Source organism: Lactobacillus agrestimuris, from assembly GCF_943193025.1.
In the GTDB taxonomy this organism is placed as follows: domain Bacteria; phylum Bacillota; class Bacilli; order Lactobacillales; family Lactobacillaceae; genus Lactobacillus; species Lactobacillus agrestimuris.
In genome coordinates, this window is sequence record NZ_CALPCQ010000001.1 from 42331 (window position 1) to 58913 (window position 16583).

17 protein-coding genes are annotated in these 16583 nt (G+C 35.4%); 16 read left to right on the forward strand and 1 reads right to left on the reverse strand.

All coding sequences use genetic code 11. The features are described 5' to 3' along the window. Positions 1 to 8: 8 nt before the first annotated feature. Genes fmt through NFR82_RS00260 form a run of 8 tightly spaced genes read left to right on the forward strand, consistent with a single transcriptional unit; the run spans position 9 to position 7636 of the window. A complete protein-coding gene (gene fmt, locus NFR82_RS00225) occupies positions 9 to 953 on the forward strand; it encodes a methionyl-tRNA formyltransferase (RefSeq protein WP_251716138.1) in 945 nt (314 codons plus the stop codon). Next, positions 940 to 2265, forward strand: coding sequence for a 16S rRNA (cytosine(967)-C(5))-methyltransferase RsmB (rsmB, locus tag NFR82_RS00230; RefSeq protein ID WP_251716139.1), 1326 nt, complete (start codon positions 940 to 942; stop codon positions 2263 to 2265). The genes fmt and rsmB overlap by 14 nt, the downstream gene beginning before the upstream one ends. Before the next feature lie 4 nt (positions 2266 to 2269). Further along, complete coding sequence (locus NFR82_RS00235; protein ID WP_251716140.1) at positions 2270 to 3019, forward strand: Stp1/IreP family PP2C-type Ser/Thr phosphatase; 750 nt, start codon at positions 2270 to 2272, stop codon at positions 3017 to 3019. After that, positions 3016 to 5037 carry a Stk1 family PASTA domain-containing Ser/Thr kinase gene (pknB, locus tag NFR82_RS00240; RefSeq protein WP_251716141.1) on the forward strand — a complete coding sequence of 674 codons (2022 nt, stop codon included), beginning with the start codon at positions 3016 to 3018 and terminating at the stop codon, positions 5035 to 5037. The genes NFR82_RS00235 and pknB overlap by 4 nt, the downstream gene beginning before the upstream one ends. After that, complete coding sequence (gene rsgA / locus NFR82_RS00245) at positions 5037 to 5930, forward strand: ribosome small subunit-dependent GTPase A (RefSeq protein ID WP_251716213.1); 894 nt, start codon at positions 5037 to 5039, stop codon at positions 5928 to 5930. The genes pknB and rsgA overlap by 1 nt, the downstream gene beginning before the upstream one ends. A gap of 10 nt (positions 5931 to 5940) precedes the next feature. Beyond that, positions 5941 to 6600 (forward strand): ribulose-phosphate 3-epimerase, encoded by a 660-nt coding sequence (rpe, locus tag NFR82_RS00250; protein ID WP_251716142.1) that lies wholly within the window; start codon positions 5941 to 5943, stop codon positions 6598 to 6600. Then, positions 6597 to 7286, forward strand: a complete 690-nt coding sequence (locus NFR82_RS00255; protein ID WP_251716143.1) for a thiamine diphosphokinase — start codon at positions 6597 to 6599, stop codon at positions 7284 to 7286. Before rpe ends, NFR82_RS00255 begins: the two co-directional genes overlap by 4 nt. A 44-nt stretch (positions 7287 to 7330) precedes the next feature. After that, positions 7331 to 7636: a hypothetical protein gene (locus NFR82_RS00260; protein WP_251716144.1), complete on the forward strand. Its 306-nt coding sequence runs from the start codon at positions 7331 to 7333 to the stop codon at positions 7634 to 7636. 126 nt (positions 7637 to 7762) lie between these two features. Here NFR82_RS00260 and rpmB read toward each other — a convergent pair whose 3' ends face one another. Then, positions 7763 to 7948 (reverse strand): 50S ribosomal protein L28, encoded by a 186-nt coding sequence (gene rpmB / locus NFR82_RS00265; protein WP_006351512.1) that lies wholly within the window; start codon positions 7946 to 7948, stop codon positions 7763 to 7765. Positions 7949 to 8117: 169 nt separating this feature from the next. Between rpmB and NFR82_RS00270 the strand changes: the two genes are divergently transcribed. The 8 genes from NFR82_RS00270 to opp4B all read left to right on the forward strand — a co-directional run bounded on the left by NFR82_RS00270 (position 8118) and on the right by opp4B (position 16581). Further along, positions 8118 to 8480: an Asp23/Gls24 family envelope stress response protein gene (locus NFR82_RS00270; protein ID WP_251716145.1), complete on the forward strand. Its 363-nt coding sequence runs from the start codon at positions 8118 to 8120 to the stop codon at positions 8478 to 8480. Positions 8481 to 8500: 20 nt separating this feature from the next. Beyond that, on the forward strand, positions 8501 to 10159 hold the full coding sequence (locus NFR82_RS00275; RefSeq protein ID WP_251716146.1) for a DAK2 domain-containing protein: 1659 nt from the start codon (positions 8501 to 8503) through the stop codon (positions 10157 to 10159). Positions 10160 to 10161: 2 nt separating this feature from the next. Continuing rightward, positions 10162 to 12201: an ATP-dependent DNA helicase RecG gene (gene recG / locus NFR82_RS00280; protein ID WP_251716147.1), complete on the forward strand. Its 2040-nt coding sequence runs from the start codon at positions 10162 to 10164 to the stop codon at positions 12199 to 12201. A gap of 15 nt (positions 12202 to 12216) precedes the next feature. After that, on the forward strand, positions 12217 to 13218 hold the full coding sequence (gene plsX / locus NFR82_RS00285; RefSeq protein ID WP_251716148.1) for a phosphate acyltransferase PlsX: 1002 nt from the start codon (positions 12217 to 12219) through the stop codon (positions 13216 to 13218). Positions 13219 to 13233: 15 nt separating this feature from the next. Then, a complete protein-coding gene (gene acpP / locus NFR82_RS00290; protein WP_251716149.1) occupies positions 13234 to 13473 on the forward strand; it encodes an acyl carrier protein in 240 nt (79 codons plus the stop codon). Between the two features lie 124 nt (positions 13474 to 13597). After that, positions 13598 to 14638 (forward strand): ABC transporter ATP-binding protein, encoded by a 1041-nt coding sequence (locus NFR82_RS00295; RefSeq protein ID WP_251716150.1) that lies wholly within the window; start codon positions 13598 to 13600, stop codon positions 14636 to 14638. 3 nt (positions 14639 to 14641) lie between these two features. Beyond that, positions 14642 to 15619 (forward strand): ABC transporter ATP-binding protein, encoded by a 978-nt coding sequence (locus tag NFR82_RS00300; protein WP_251716151.1) that lies wholly within the window; start codon positions 14642 to 14644, stop codon positions 15617 to 15619. Positions 15620 to 15621: 2 nt separating this feature from the next. After that, positions 15622 to 16581: an oligopeptide ABC transporter permease gene (gene opp4B, locus NFR82_RS00305; protein ID WP_251716152.1), complete on the forward strand. Its 960-nt coding sequence runs from the start codon at positions 15622 to 15624 to the stop codon at positions 16579 to 16581. Positions 16582 to 16583: the final 2 nt, after the last annotated feature.

Genomic DNA, 16583 nt, shown 5'->3' on the forward strand with positions numbered 1-16583 from the left:
CAATGTTTATGAATTCAATTATTTTTATGGGAACACCAGAATTTTCAGTTCCAGTATTAAAAGGCTTAGTTGAAAAGGGATACGACGTTAAGGCTGTTGTTACCCAGCCCGATAAAAAGGTCGGACGAAAGCAAAAAATCACTAAAACACCTGCTAAAATAGCAGCTGAAGAATTAGGGATTCCAGTTTATCAACCAGTAAAGTTATCTGGTTCTGAAGAATTGAATAAATTGATGGCCATGAATGCTGATTTTATTGTGACTGCAGCCTATGGTCAATTTTTGCCAACTAAGTTTTTAAATTCGGTTAAGATTGCCGCAGTTAATGTCCATGGATCACTTCTTCCTAAGTATCGTGGAGGTGCGCCAATTCAATATTCACTTATTAATGGTGATAAACAAACTGGTGTAACTATCATGGAAATGGTAAAGAAAATGGATGCCGGTGATATGTATGCACAAAAGGCAATTGATATCGAAAAAGATGATACTGCTGGTAGTTTGTTTGAAAAGCTTTCATACATTGGTCGTGATTTACTGCTTGAAACTTTACCTAAGATTGCTGATGGTAGCGTCGAAAAAGTCGCTCAAGATGAAAGTAAAGTTGTTTTCTCACCAAATATCAGTAAAGATCAAGAAAAGATCTCAACCTCAATGACTGCAGCTCAAGCTAATAATTTAATTCGTGGATTAAATCCAGATCCAGGTGCTTACATGATGGTTAATGGTCAAAGGTTAAAGGTTTGGAAAGCAGAAGTTGCTGCTGATAAAACAGATCTTACTGTCGGGAGTTTAGTTGAAAATAAGGATAGATTTGCCATTGCCTTTGCTGATGGAACGGTTTTGAATTTATTGGAACTTCAACCAGCAGGTAAAAAAAGAATGCCAGTTAAGAACTTCTTAAACGGACAAGCAAGTAAATATACAGTAGGAGAAAAAATTGTCGACGAGTAAAACCGCACGTTCAATTGCGCTTGAAACTCTAATTAGAGTTCTTCAAGATGGATCTTATTCAAATATTAGTTTAAATAATAGTTTACGTAATTCTAAGTTATCAGTTACTGATCAAAAATTAACAACAAGATTAGTTTATGGAACAATTCAATATAAGATTTTCTTAGATTATCAATTAAAGGATTTAATTAAGACTAAGTTAAGTGAAAAATATTTGAAGCCACTTTTATTAATGTCGGCTTACCAAATATTTTTCTTAGATAAAATACCTAATCGAGCAGTATTAGATGAAGCTAACAAGTTGGCAAAACAATTTGGTAGACACCATTCTTCTGGCTATAAAATTGTAAATGGAATTTTACGATCTCTTATTCGAAGAGGTCAGATTCTACCTGAAAAGACGAATACTATAAAATATTTAAGTGTTAAAGAAAGTATTCCTGAGTGGCTTGTTAAATATTTTATTGATAACTGGGGAGAAAAAAGAACTGAGAGTATCCTAGTTAGTTTGAATAAACCAGCTGAAAATAGTATTCGATTGTCTGGACTTTCTAATAGAAATGCAATATTGCAAAAATTAAGCAGAGACGGATTTGATCCTAAGGAATCAGATTTAAGTGATCACAACTATATTTTGAACCATGGTGGAATTGCAACCAGTAAGTTATTTGAAGATGGTAAAGTAACTATCCAAGATGAAGCAGCAAGTTTAGTAGTTGATGCTTTTGACTTTACTGGTCATGAACAAGTACTTGATGCATGTAGTGCTCCAGGTGGAAAAACCGTTCAGATTGCAGAACATTTAACTGACGGAACGGTTACTGCTTTAGATATTCACGATAAGAAATTAAGATTAGTTAGAAAAAATGCTCAAAGAATGGGTGTTAGCGACCGAGTTAAGACTGTTGGAATTGATGCAAGGAAGGCGAATGAATACTTTTCTGATCGACAATTTGCTAAAATGTTGGTAGATGCACCATGTTCTGGTTTGGGCCTATTAAGAAGAAAACCCGAAATTCGTTATACTAAAAGTAAGGTAGATTTATTAAATTTACAAAGAGTTCAATTGTCTATTTTGAATCAAGTAAGTCAATTACTAGAGAAAAATGGGGAGTTAGTTTACTCAACTTGTACTATTTCACATGAAGAAGATGAAGATGTTGTAAAGAAATTTTTGCAGGATCATTCAGATTTTGAATTAGTACCATTCAAATTAGATAAAATTGAATCGAAAAATGGAATGTTAAAGATTTTGCCAGATAGTTATGGTAGTGATGGCTTTTTTATAGCCAAATTTAGATTACGAGGTTAGGCTTTTGATTGAAACAGCATACGCTTCTAGTATTGGAAGAATACGAAAAAGTAATCAAGATTTTGTAAGAGTTTTTAAAAATAAAAGTGATATTACACTTGCTATCGTCTGTGATGGTATGGGTGGCCACCAAGGTGGTGATGTTGCTTCCACAATGGCTGTTAGTCATTTAGGACATAATTTTTCAACGACAGATTTTACTGATGAAAAAATTGCTCAAAAATGGCTTGCTGTACAGTTAAGCACAGAGAATGAAGTAATTTTAAAGACAGCCGATCGTTTTCAAGATTTAAATGGTATGGGAACTACTATTGTGCTTGCTTTTACTTTTGAAAATGAAGCTTTAGTTGCTCATTTAGGTGATTCTCGTGCATACAGTTATACTGAGGGGAAGTTTGTCCAATTAACTGAAGATCATTCTTTGGTTAATGAATTAGTAAGAATGGGACAAATAACAAAGGAACAAGCTAAGCACCACCCACAAAAAAATATTATTACTCAAGCTTTGGGTGTCTCGAGCACAATCGATCCTGAATATAAGGTTGTTGCCTTACATCCAAATGACATTATTTTACTTTGTACAGATGGTTTAACCAATTCATTGAGTGATCCACAAATTCAACAAATTTTAGCAACGAAGGATTTATCGTTAAAAGATAAGTGTAATAAGTTAATTAACGAAGCCAATCGTTTAGGTGGTGGGGATAATATTACCGTATGCTTAATTTGGAACAAGGAGGATGAAGGCAAATGATCAATAAGGGTTATTTGCTTGGTGAACGATACCGAATCCTTGATACTTTAGGTGAAGGTGGAATGGCCAATGTTTATTTGGCTGAAGACATTATTCTTCAAAGAAAAGTTGCAGTTAAAGTTCTAAGAATGGACTTAAAAAAAGAACCTCAAATTGAAGCAAGGTTTCAACGTGAGGCGCAAGCTACTAGTGAATTAAGCCATCCAAATATTGTATCTGTTCTTGATGTTGGAACTGATAATGGCCTTCCATACATGGTTATGGAGTATGTAAGTGGTCCTGATTTAAAAGACTATATTCGTGAAAATTCACCTCTAGATTTGCACGAAGTGATTAGAATTATGGATCAGATTCTAAGTGCGGTTGCATTAGCTCACCAACATAATGTGATTCACAGAGATTTAAAGCCACAAAATATTTTGATGGATCGTCGCGGTAATGTTAAAATTGCCGATTTTGGGATTGCAGTAGCTTTAAATCAAAGTTCAATTACACAGACCAATTCTGTAATGGGGTCAGTTCATTATATGTCTCCTGAGCAAACTCGTGGCGGCTTAGTTACTAAGCAATCAGATATTTATTCTCTCGGAATTATTTTATATGAACTAATAACAGGTAACGTACCTTTTAATGGTGATACACCTGTGGCAATTGCATTAAAACATGCGCAAGAGGAGATTCCATCAATTCGAAAGAAAGATCCTGAAGTTCCACAGGCCTTAGAAAACGTCGTTTTAAAAGCAACTGCTAAAGATCCAAGAGATAGATATGCTTCGGCTCAAGAAATGAAGGCAGATTTAGATACTAGTCTAGACTTTAGTCGACGTGACGAACCTGTTTTTATCCCAAGTCATGGTTTAAACGATGATAAAACTATAATTTTGCCTGGACTTGAAACAGAAAAAGAGAAAACTGAACCGAATTCTAAAGTAGATGAATCTGAGCAGTCGGATAATCAAAAAACACCAAAAAAGTCTAAAAATAACTTTTGGGGAACTATTGTTAACCATAAATGGTGGTTTATCTTTGTTGGTGCAGCAGCCCTTATAATTATTTTTATTATGATTTTTGCCTTGAGTGGGAAAGAAGATAGAGGCAAAATTCGGGTGCCCGATGTTACTAACCTTGCTGAAGGTAAAGCCAAAAGAAAATTGGAAAATGCTGGCTTGGAGATCGGTAATGTGACTCGAAAACACTCCGATGGAATTGAAGCTGGAAGGGTCATTGAAACTAAGCCGGATCCAGGAGATTCGGTAAATAAAGGAAAAGCAATTGATCTTGTCGTTTCAAGTGGTGCCGGTATGACAAAAGTACCAGATGTTGAACATGAGCAATATGAGGTTGCTACCAAAAAGCTTGAAAGGTTAGGTTTCGACGTAGTTAGAACAAACCAATATTCTGCTGAGGTTCCAAAGAATCATGTAATTTCTCAAAGCGTTGCGCCGGGAGTGGAAGTAAAACCTAAGCAAACTACGATTACTTTAGTTGTATCTGAAGGAAGAATTCCAAAACCTAAAAAAGACATGGTAAAGCTTAAGGACTTAAAGAATATGTCACTTGATGAAGCCCAAAAGTATGCAAAGGATAATGGCTTAACTCTTCAAATTAATCAAGAATATTCTGATGATGTCGATAAAGATGCCATCATTTCTATGAATCCAAAGGCAGGTAGTAAAGTTGAAAAAGGATCAACAATTTCAATTGTTGTGTCCAAAGGGCCAAAGGAGGATACGAAATCTGATAATGTCACAAAGACGTTTACAGTAAATTACGTTGGTCAAGAATCTGATGATGAAAAGACCGATAATGGTAAAGATAGTTCAAGTGATGATAATAAAGGAAATCACGTTCAAATTTACATTGAAGATGATGATCACTCATTAGGAAATATTTATCGTGATCTATATATAAAACGTGATATGAGCTTCTCAATTCCGTTTTCATTAAGAGATAGAAGCGGAAGACTGAGAGTTGTTCGTGATGGTCAAACCATTTTGGATGAGAAGGTGACAAAATGATAAAGAAAGCTGAAGGTACTGTAATTGGCTTAATAGCCGGTTATTATGATGTTCAAACAGCTGATGGAGTTGTAAGAACAAGAGCAAGAGGAGTTTTTCGTCAAAAGAAAGAAAAACCTACTGTTGGAGATCATGTTGAAATTCAGGTTGATGATAAAGGAACTAGCTATTTGGTGAAAATTTTGCCAAGATTAAATCTAATTGGCCGGCCTGCAGTCGCAAATGTAAATCATGTTTTACTTGTTATTTCTGCAGTTCAACCGGATTTTTCTGTTCAATTGTTAGATCGATTTTTAACTTTCTTTTCTTGGAAAAAAGTAGATGTAACAATCTACTTATCTAAAGCTGATATGCTTGAAAATAGTTCTAAATTGAGCAAGATTAAAGAAGAACTTGCATATTATCAGAAAATTGGTTATGCAGTTTATGATAATAGTGATGAGCTTGTTGAATCTATTCCAAATTTGATCAAAGAAAATCAAATTTGGACAATGGCCGGCCAATCTGGTGCTGGTAAGTCAACATTATTAAATAAAATCAAAAAGGATGCTAATCAGGCAACTGGAAAGATCTCAGTTGTTTTAAATCGTGGTAAGCATACTACGCGTCAAGTTCAATTATTCAAGGTTGGAGAAGGTTTCTTGGCTGATACGCCAGGATTTTCATCGATTGATTTTACACCAATTAAAGTAAATGAACTATGTAATTACTTTGTTGAATTTAAGAAAGCAAGTAGCAAGTGTAAGTTCCGTGGTTGTCAACATATTAAAGAACCAGGTTGTGAAGTTAAGAGGCTACTTGAAGAAGGAATTATTCTTCAAAGTCGTTATGATGACTACTTATCAATGAGAACTGAAATTAGTGAAGGCAGAATGCCAGAATATTTGAAGTAAGGAAAAAAGAATGTTAATTGCACCGTCAATTTTAAATGCTGATAATTTAAATTTAAAAGAAAAAATAAGTAAAGCTGTTGATGCTGGAATTACTCGTTTCCACATCGATATTATGGATGGACATTTTGTTCCAAATCTTTCTTTTGGTCCAGAATTAGTTAAAGACTTTAAGAGAGAGTTTCCAATGATTGATGCAGAAATCCATTTGATGAGTAATCAACCTAAAACTCTGGTTCCAGAATTTGTTAAGGCAGGTGCTGATTCAATCGAACTCCATTATGAAGCAATGAGCGAAGAGGATCTTGAGTACTGGATTGATTATATCCATTCTAATGGCTTGAAAGTTGCTTTGGTTTTAAATCCAGATACTTCAGTTGATGTTCTTAACAAATACGCTGTAAAGATAGATCAACTTTTAATAATGACTGTTTATCCAGGTTTTGGCGGACAAAGCTTTATTGAGAATTCGGCTGATAAAATTAAGCATGCAAGAGAAATTCTAGATAATTTAAATCCTAAGGTTCCGATTGAAGTTGATGGCGGTATTGATAATAAAACTGCTGCAATAGCGAAAGAAGCAGGGGCAGAGATTTTTGTTTCAGGTTCTTACATCTTTAAGAATGGTAGTATTTCAGGACAGATTAATGAATTAAGCGAAGTAATCAAATGAAAGCATATGCCCTTTTAGGGGGACCAAAAAGTGAGTGGCCTCAAGATATAAAAGAAACTTTAACTGCTGCAAAAAGATCCGGTGATTTAATAATTGGCGTGGATCGCGGCAGTTTTTTGCTAACTGAATTAGGAATAATTCCTGATTTAGCAATTGGTGATTTTGATTCATTAAAGAAAAAGGAATTAAATCAAATAGAAAGCCAAGTGGCTGATATCCGTTATTCAAATCCAGTCAAGGATCTAACCGATTCAGAACTAATGATAAGAATAGCTTTTAAGGATTATAAAATTAATCAATTAATTATTTATGGAGCAACGGGCGGAAGAATTGACCACTTTTTAACTAATTTATTCATGATAACAAATGAAGATGTTAGAAAGTTTGCGGAAAAAATAAGTATAGTTGATAAGCAAAATCAAATTTATTTTTATAAATCTGGTATTCATAAAATTAAAAAAAGTATAAATTATCCTTATTTTGGAATTTATACTTTAGGTCCAATAAAAAACTTAAATATTTCCTTAGCAAAATATGACTTAAAGGATTTTTCAAATGATTACCCAAAAACCTTTGCTTCGAATGAGTTTTTACCTGAAAAAGATTATGTTGAAATTGCCATAAGCAAGGGAATGATAGCGGTTATATTTTCTAAAGATATTGATCGTTTTTATAACATAAAATAATTTTTAATAGTAAAATAAAGGTAAAAGTATAGGAGGAAAGTCTTATGAAATACACAGATTTTGAAAAGCAAGTTGCAGAAGCAGACAATGATCGTTATGAAGCACGTTTAGATCGTGCAAAGAAAAATGAAGAAGCTTATCAACATAAAAATAGAGTTCATATTTTTGATCGCAAAAAAAAGAAGGAAGTAGCGGCCGTTGATGAGGCTTCAAGAAGTGTAGTTTTCCAGGATTTGGGCTTACCAACTAAGTTAGGCGAACTAATTAATTCATATGCCTTTACTCCACTTGATGAAAGAATGGCTGATGAAATTCCTGACGATGATGAAAGACACAATATTGATAGATAAATTGTAAAAATAAAACCGCTTAGCAAAAATTGCTAAGCGGTTTTTTTGATGTACTGGCGTACAATCATTTTTATCTGAATTCAAATAAAAAGAAAACTTATTAAAACTTAATAAGTTTCAATTGCATTACGCACGAGTAACTTTACCAGACTTCAAAGTCTTAGTAGATACCCAAACGCGCTTTGGTTTACCATCAACAAGAATACGAACTCTTTGAAGGTTTGGCTTCCACGCACGACGAGCTGAACGCTTTGAGTGTGAACGCTTGTTACCAAAAGTAGTCTTCTTACCTGTCACAAAATCTTTTGCCATTTGCTAAACCTCCTTTATATCATTGTCATACTTAAATAAGATAGCATAAGTTGGAATTCAATTCAACCTGAAAAGTATTTTTTAATAAATTGGTTTTAATACCCGATTAGTCATTACTATGATAAAATAGACTACGTATATTGAGAACAATAAAAGACGGAGGAGAAACATGGCTGTTAAGATCAAGACAAAAGATGGTTTGATTGATATTTCAAACGGAGTAATTGCAACTGTTGTTGGTAGTGCAGCTACGTCTAATTATGGCGTTGTAGGAATGGCATCTAAGAATGCTATTCGTGATGGCTTTGATGGAATTCTTAATCGGGCCAATTATAAGCGCGGTGTTGTTGTCAAGTCAGAAAATAATGAAATTACGGTTGATGTTTACATTATTGTTGGTTACGGATTGAAGATTTCAGAAGTAAGTCGAAACGTTCAAGATAGTGTTAAATATAATTTAAAGAATCAACTTGGCATTGATACCAAAGCCGTTAATGTTATTATTCAAAGCGTTAAGGTACTTGACGAGTAACGCAAGCGGAGGTTTTAGGTTTGGTTTTAAAAGAAATAGATAGTAATCAATTTAGAGATATGGTTCGTGTAGCTACTCATAGAATGGGAAAGAATGCCGAATTTGTAGACTCATTAAATGTTTTCCCAGTTCCTGATGGTGATACTGGTACAAACATGAATTTGACAATCGAAAGCGGTGCTAAAGCCGTTTCAGAGAATCCAAGTTCAAGCGTTGCTGATTTAACTGAAAGCTTGGCTAAGGGTATGCTTATGGGAGCTCGTGGCAATAGTGGTGTTATTACATCACAGTTGTTTAGAGGCTTTTATAAAGCTACTCAAGGCATGAATACAATTAATGCTCAAGAATTAGCCAATGCTTTTACAAATGGAGTTGCTACAGCTTATAAGGCTGTTCTTAAGCCCGTTGAAGGTACAATCTTAACTGTTGCTCGTGTTGCAGCTCAAGAAGGTGCAGAAAAGGCTAATGATACTGATGATGTTGAAGAAGTAATGAAGGCCATTGTTGAAGGTGCTAAGAAGGCTTTGAAGACAACTCCAGATTTACTTCCAGTGTTGAAGCAAGTAGGTGTAGTTGACTCAGGTGGTCAGGGTCTTTTATTCATCTATGAAGGTTTCTTAGAAGGAATTCTTGGAGAAAACTTCGCAGATCAATATCAACCAGATAAAACTGAAATGGATGAGATGATCAATGCAACTCACCATCAATCAGTTCAAGGTCAACTTGCTACTCAAGATATTGCTAATGGTTACTGTACTGAAATCATGGTTGATCTTGAAGCAGATGTTCCAAATAAGAAGCCATTTGATTTAGATGAATTTAGAAAACATTTATCAGAAATTGGCGATTCACTTCTTGCTGTATCAGATGGTGAAGTAGCTAAGGTTCACGTTCATACTGAACATCCAGGTGAAGTGTTTAAGTATGGTAGTCAATTTGGTCAACTTGGTAAGATCAAGATTGATAACATGCGTATTCAACACGAAACTATCGTTAATAATGAAGAAGACAGTCAAGAAGCCGTTGATTTTGCTGTTATTGCAGTTGCTTCAGGTAATGGTATTAGACAATTGTTTGAAAGCGAAGGCGTAAACAGAATTATTTCTGGTGGTCAAACTATGAATCCTTCAACTGCTGATATTGTTGATGCAATTAAGAAATCTGGTGCTAAGCAAGCTATTATTTTGCCAAACAACGGTAATATCATTATGGCTGCTAAGCAGGCTGCCGAAGTTAGCGATATTCCAGTGGGTATTGTTCCTACAAAAACAATTTCACAAGGTTTAACTGCAATGCTTTCATTTGATCCAGATGCAAGTGTTGAAGAAAACGTTGAAGCAATGACCGAAGATCTTGATACAGTAGTTTCAGGTGAAGTTACTCAAGCAAACCGTGATACTAAGATTGATGATGTTGAAGTACATAAGGATGATTACTTGGGCATTATTGACGGTAGTATCAAGGTAGATAATCCAGATCTTGTTTCAGCTACTGTTGAAATGATTGAAAAGATGCTTGATGACGATTCTGAAATTATCACAATCATGTATGGTAGTGATGCAAATGAATCACAAGCAAACGAAATTGTCGCTAAATTGGAAGATAAGCATGATGACTTAGAATTTGAAGTTCATGATGGTGGTCAACCAGTTTACCATTTCTTAGTGTCTGTTGAGTAATTATGAAAAATAATGCATTGTTTGCGCCAGTCACTGATTTAAAAGGTGTTGGAACAAAAACTGCAGCAGATCTCGGAAGCTTGGGTATCTATAGTATCTATGACCTACTATTTTACTTTCCGTTTAGATATGATGACTTACAAACATTGCCACTTGATCAAATCATGGACGGTCAAAAAGTAATGTTAAAGGGTATTGTTGCTACGGAAGCTTTTGTTAGCCGTTTTGGCTATAAAAAGAGCCGTTTAAGCTTTAAATTAAGAATTGACCATGATGTAATCATGGTCAATTTTTTTAACCAACCATGGCTTCGAAGTCAAATTGAGGTTGGTAAAGAAGTTGCAGTTTATGGAAAGTATAATGTGGTTAAGCAAAGTTTATCTGCATTTAAATTTGTTGCGGCAAAAGAAAATGATAGTGGAATGGCGCCAATTTATCCAGTTAATAAGCATGTACGTCAAAAAAAGCTAGTTAGTCTAATTAATTTGGCAATCGAAACAGCTTTAGATCAGGTAGAAGATATTGTTCCTAAAGCTATTAGGAATAAGTATCGTTTAATGTCAGATCAAGAGATAATTCAAAAGATGCACCATCCTAAAAATGGTAATGAGGCAAAACTTGCAAAAAGAAGTGCAATTTTTAGGGAATTTTTTATATTTGAAACTCAATTGGCACTTTTATCTAGTAGACAGGCTGAAAATAGCCAGGGGAAAAGTAAAGAATATGACTTGAATGAAATAGCTACTTTAACCCAGTCTCTGCCATTTGAATTGTCGGACGACCAAAAGCATGTAGTTAATGAAATTTTCGCTGATATGCATTCTGATAGGCAAATGCGGAGACTTTTGCAGGGGGATGTTGGTTCTGGTAAGACAATTGTTGCAGTTTATGCAATTTTTGCTGCAGTCACTGCTGGTTTTCAAGCAACACTAATGGTACCAACTGAAATTTTAGCCACTCAGCACTTTAAGAAAATTGATGAAATTCTCCGTCCATTGGGCGTACGTGTCGCTCTTTTAACTGGAAATACCAAGACTTTAGAACGAAGAGAGATTTATCGTGAAATAACAGATGGTACTATCAATGTAGTGATTGGTACGCATGCTTTAATTCAGGATAATGTGATTTTCAAAAATCTCGGCTTAGTAATAATTGATGAACAGCACCGCTTCGGGGTTGGTCAAAGACAGGCTTTAATTAATAAAGGTGAAAATCCTGACATCTTAGCAATGACTGCTACACCGATCCCGAGAACTTTGGCTTTAACGGTGTATGGAGATATGTCAATTTCTGAAATTCATACATTGCCATCGGGTAGAAAGCCAATTATTTCAGGTTGGAAGACTAGCAGTCAGATGGATGAAGTCTATCAAAGAATGCATCAGCAGCTTGACCAAGGTTTCCAAATTTATGCTGTTACACCACTTATTACTGAATCAGAATCACTTGATTTAAAGAATGCAGAGGAGCTTCATCAGAAGCTTTCTCATGATTTTCCAGATAAAAATGTTGTTCTATTACATGGTCAAATGCCAGGTCAACAAAAAGATGAAATAATGGAAGAATTTGCGGCCGGTAAAATCAATATTTTAGTTACAACCAGTGTTATAGAAGTTGGGGTTGATGTGCCTAATGCCAATATGATGATTATTTATAATGCAGATCGATTTGGCTTGAGTCAACTTCATCAGCTTAGGGGTAGAATTGGACGTGGTCAAACTCAAAGTTACTGTATGTTCATTGCTGATCCTAAAACAGATTCTGGTAAGGCTAGAATGAAGATTATTTCCGAAACAACCGATGGTTTCAAACTCGCTCAAGAAGATTTGAAAATGCGAGGAGAAGGAGACTTATTCGGTAAGGCACAATCTGGTCTTCCCGAATTTAGAGTTGGAAATGTTGTAAATAATTACAATATCTTAGTAGAAGCCCAAAAAGTCGCTAAGGAATTAGTAGCTGAAGACCCACATTTAAGTAATGTTGACAATTTAGCTTTAAATCAGATAATAGAATATAAAAAATTAGAACAAAATAGAGTATAGAAAGGGTCCATGATAATGAAGAGAATTGCAATTGATGCAATGGGCGGTGAAAATGCCCCTAAAGCAATCATTGACGGTATTTTAAGAGCAAAAAATGAACTTCCAAATACTAAATTTATTTTGTTTGGTGATAAAGAAAAAATTCGTGAATTTTTACCAGCTGATCAAATTACTGATCAATTTGAAGTAGTCCCAACAACAGAGGTTATTAATGATGAAGATGAACCCGTAAAGGCGATCAGAAGTAAAAAAGATTCATCAATGGTTGTTGCTGCTAACTATGTTAAAGAAGGAAAGGCAGATGCCCTATTCTCACTTGGTAATACTGGTGCACTTCTCGCATGTGGTATTTTTATCATTGGCAGAATTAAAGGAATCAACCGTCCTGGTTTAATGCCAACTTTGCCAGCACAAAATAATGATAGTGGATTTAACATTATTGACGTTGGTGCCAATGTCAAATCAAAGCCTGAATATATTTTAAAATGGGCTCAAATGGCTAGCTTTTATGCCGAAAAAATTCGTGATGTCAAGAATCCCCGCGTTGCATTATTAAACAATGGTGCAGAAGATGATAAGGGGGATGAGATTCATCAAGCAGCTTATAAACTTTTAGAAGAAAGTGACTTAAACTTCATTGGTAACATTGAAGGAAATGAAATTATGACCGGCAAGGCCGATGTAGTTGCAACTGATGGATTTTCTGGTAATATTGCTTTAAAGAGTGTTGAAGGAATGTCTAGCGTCTTGCTTCATTCCCTTAAGGATAGTCTGCTTAATAACGGATTAATGACAAAGCTTGGAGCATTAATGATCAAGAATGCGATTAGTGATTTGCGAGCTAAGTACGATACTGCTAAGCACGGTGGAGCAGTATTACTTGGTGTTAATTCGCCTGTTGTTAAAACTCACGGCCGTTCAAATGAAAGACCAATCTACTATACTCTTAAGCAAATTGATAAAATGTTAGATGAGGATTTGGTTGCTGAGTTTAAAAAAGAATTCTCAAAAGATTAAATAGAGGGTGATATTATGTCCGAAGAAGAAATTTTTAATAAAATTAGAAGCCTAATTGCTGATAACTTTGAAATTGATGAAAATAAGATTACCAAGGATACAAGTTTTACCGATGATCTAGATGCAGATTCAATTGATTTGGTTGAATTTATTTTACAATTAGAAGATGAATTCAGTGCTGAAATTCCAGACGAAGAAGCTGAAAAGATCAAGACCGTTGGTGATGCCGTAGAATATATCAAAAATCATCAATAGTTATTTTATAAAAAAGAGCCGTTCTCGATTTGCAAGAGAGCGGCTTTGTGTTTATAATTAGAAAATAAATTAAGAAATTTAAATACCTTTTAATAAAAGGGTATACGAGATGGAGGAATGACCTTTGGAAAAGCAAAGCGATCTGTTATTAGATATACAGCATTTGCACACTGCATACCGCTTACAAGGTAAGTTTTATGATGCGGCAGATGATGTAAATCTAACTTTAAAACGCGATGAAATTTTGGCCATTGTTGGTGAATCGGGCTGTGGTAAGAGTACTATTGCTTCCAGTGTAATTGGCTTATATGACCATAAAAATACTAAGGTAACCGGTGATATCCTATACAATGAATTGAACTTGGTCGGCCTTAATGAATCTTTATTTAATAAGATTCGTGGTGAAAAGATCGGAATGATTTTCCAAGATCCTTTGGCAAGTTTGAATCCATTAATGCGTGTAGGTGATCAAGTTGCTGAAACTTTGTACTACCATACCAACATGGATGAAAAGGCAAGACATGCAAAGGTCATCGAATTATTTAATCAAGTTGGAATGCCAAAACCAAATGAAATGTATGAGATGTATCCACACGAATTGTCAGGTGGTTTACGTCAGCGTGTGGTTATTGCTATGGCTATTGCTTGTGATCCCGAAGTTATTATTGCAGATGAGCCAACTACTGCACTTGATGTAACTATTCAAGCTCAGATTTTGGACTTGCTTGAAGATATTCAAAAAAAATCACATTCTGGAATTATTTTGATCACACACGACTTAGGTGTTGTTGCAGAAACAGCAGATGAAGTTGCTGTTATGTATGCAGGTCAAATTGTTGAAAAGGCAGATGTAAAGACTATCTTTAAGCATCCCCTTCATCCATACACTCGTTCATTATTGAACTCAATGCCTCAAAGTGATGATGAAGATGAAGATCTTCACGTTATCCATGGTACTGTTCCATCACTTAAGAATATGCCACGTCAAGGTGATCGTTTTGCAGCAAGAATTCCATGGATTCCTGCAAGTGCTCACGAAGAAAATCCACAAATTCACGAAGTTGAGCCTGGACATTTCGTAAGATGTACTTGTTGGAAGACCTTCCACTTTGAAAATGACGAGAATGTGAAGAAGCAAGAAGTCGAAGCAGTAAGTGGGGAATAGTTTATGTCAAAAGAAATCATTCAAATAAAGGACCTAAAAGTTCACTACCCAATTCGTTCAGGATTCTGGAATAGGGTTACAGATTACGTACGTGCCGTAGATGGTGTTAGCTTCTCAATTGGTGAAGGTGAAACTTACGGTTTAATCGGTGAATCTGGTTCAGGTAAATCAACTACTGGTAAAGCAATCGTTGGAGTTGAAAAAGTTACGGGCGGTCAAATTTTATACAAGGGCGTTGATGTAACTAAGGCTTCTAATCGTAAAAGATTAAATTATAACAAAGATGTTCAAATGATCTTCCAAGATTCAATGTCAAGTTTGAATCCAAGAAAGAGAATTGAAGATATCATTGCTGAACCAATTAGAAACTTTGAAAATTTAACTACTGATCAAGAACGTGATCGTGTACAAGAATTGCTTGATATTGTAGGGATGCCTAGTGATGCTATTTACAAATATCCTCACGAATTCTCAGGTGGTCAACGTCAAAGAATTGGTGTTGCCCGTGCGGTTGCTACCAATCCTAAGCTTATCGTAGCTGATGAACCAACTTCAGCTTTGGACTTGTCAGTTCAAGCTCAGGTTTTGAACTTTATGAAGCATATCCAACAACAATACAACATTGCTTACCTCTTTATTTCTCACGACCTTGGTGTGGTTAAGCACATGTCAGAAAACTTGGCAATTATGCACCGTGGCCGTTTGGTTGAATTAGGAAGCCGTGAAGAAATTTACAAGCACCCAATTCACATTTATACTAAGAGACTTCTTTCCGCTATTCCAGAAGTAGACGTAGATAAGCGTGAAGAACATAAGCTTGAACGTGAAAAGGTTGAACGTGAATTCCAAGAAAACCAAAGTAAGTGGTACGACAAAGACGGTAGAGTTTTCCCATTACAAAAGATTGCACCAAATCACTGGGTAGCTGTACCAAAGGATGAAGTACAAGAAGCAAAGCTTGAAGAAAAGGAGGGTAATTAAGCATGTGGAAAACTGTTTTACGTCGTTTACTGATTATGATCCCACAATTGATCATTTTGAGTTTGCTAGTCTTCCTCTTAGCTAAGATGATGCCTGGTGACCCATTTAGTGGATCCATTAACCCTAATACCGACCCTAAACAAATCGATGCGTTAAGACGTGCTGCAGGTCTTTATGACCCTTGGTACGTGCAATATGGACGTTGGGTAGGTAATTTATTACATGGTGATCTTGGAACTAGTTACATTCAACACGTTCCAGTATCCTCATTAATTGCCGATCGTGCAGTTAACACTTTCTGGCTTTCACTTTTGACTACTATTTTAACTTACTCAATTGCGATTCCTTTAGGTATTACAGCCGGTCGTCACCAAGATCAATGGCAAGATACTTCAGTTAGAATCTTCAACTACATTACTTTAGCCATCCCTGGATTCGTATTCTATATCTTAGGTTTATGGTTATTCGGATTCACATTAGGTTGGTTCCCAATTTCAGGTTCTGTTTCAGCTAATGCATCAGGATTCTGGGGAATTCTTGGAAGTCGTCTTTACCACATGATTTTGCCGGCTATCCTTTATGCTTTGATTACTACAACATTTACTGTTCAATACCTTAGAACTGGTATCATTGATAACAAAGTAGAAGACTATGTGAGAACGGCTCGTAGTAAGGGTGTTCCAGAAAATGTTGTTTTCCATAAGCATATTTTAAGAAACTCACTTCTTCCTATTGCTGCCTTCTTGGGTAACACTATTACTGGACTCCTTAGTGGTTCAATGATTATTGAAACTGTATTTAGTTACCCTGGAATGGGTAAGTTGTTTATTGACTCAATCGGACAACGTGATTACACTACTTTGACTGCTTTGATTCTTATTTTTGGTATCTTGACTTTAATTGGTAACTTGTTATCAGATATCATCATGAGTATCATCGACCCACGTATTAGAATTCAATAGGG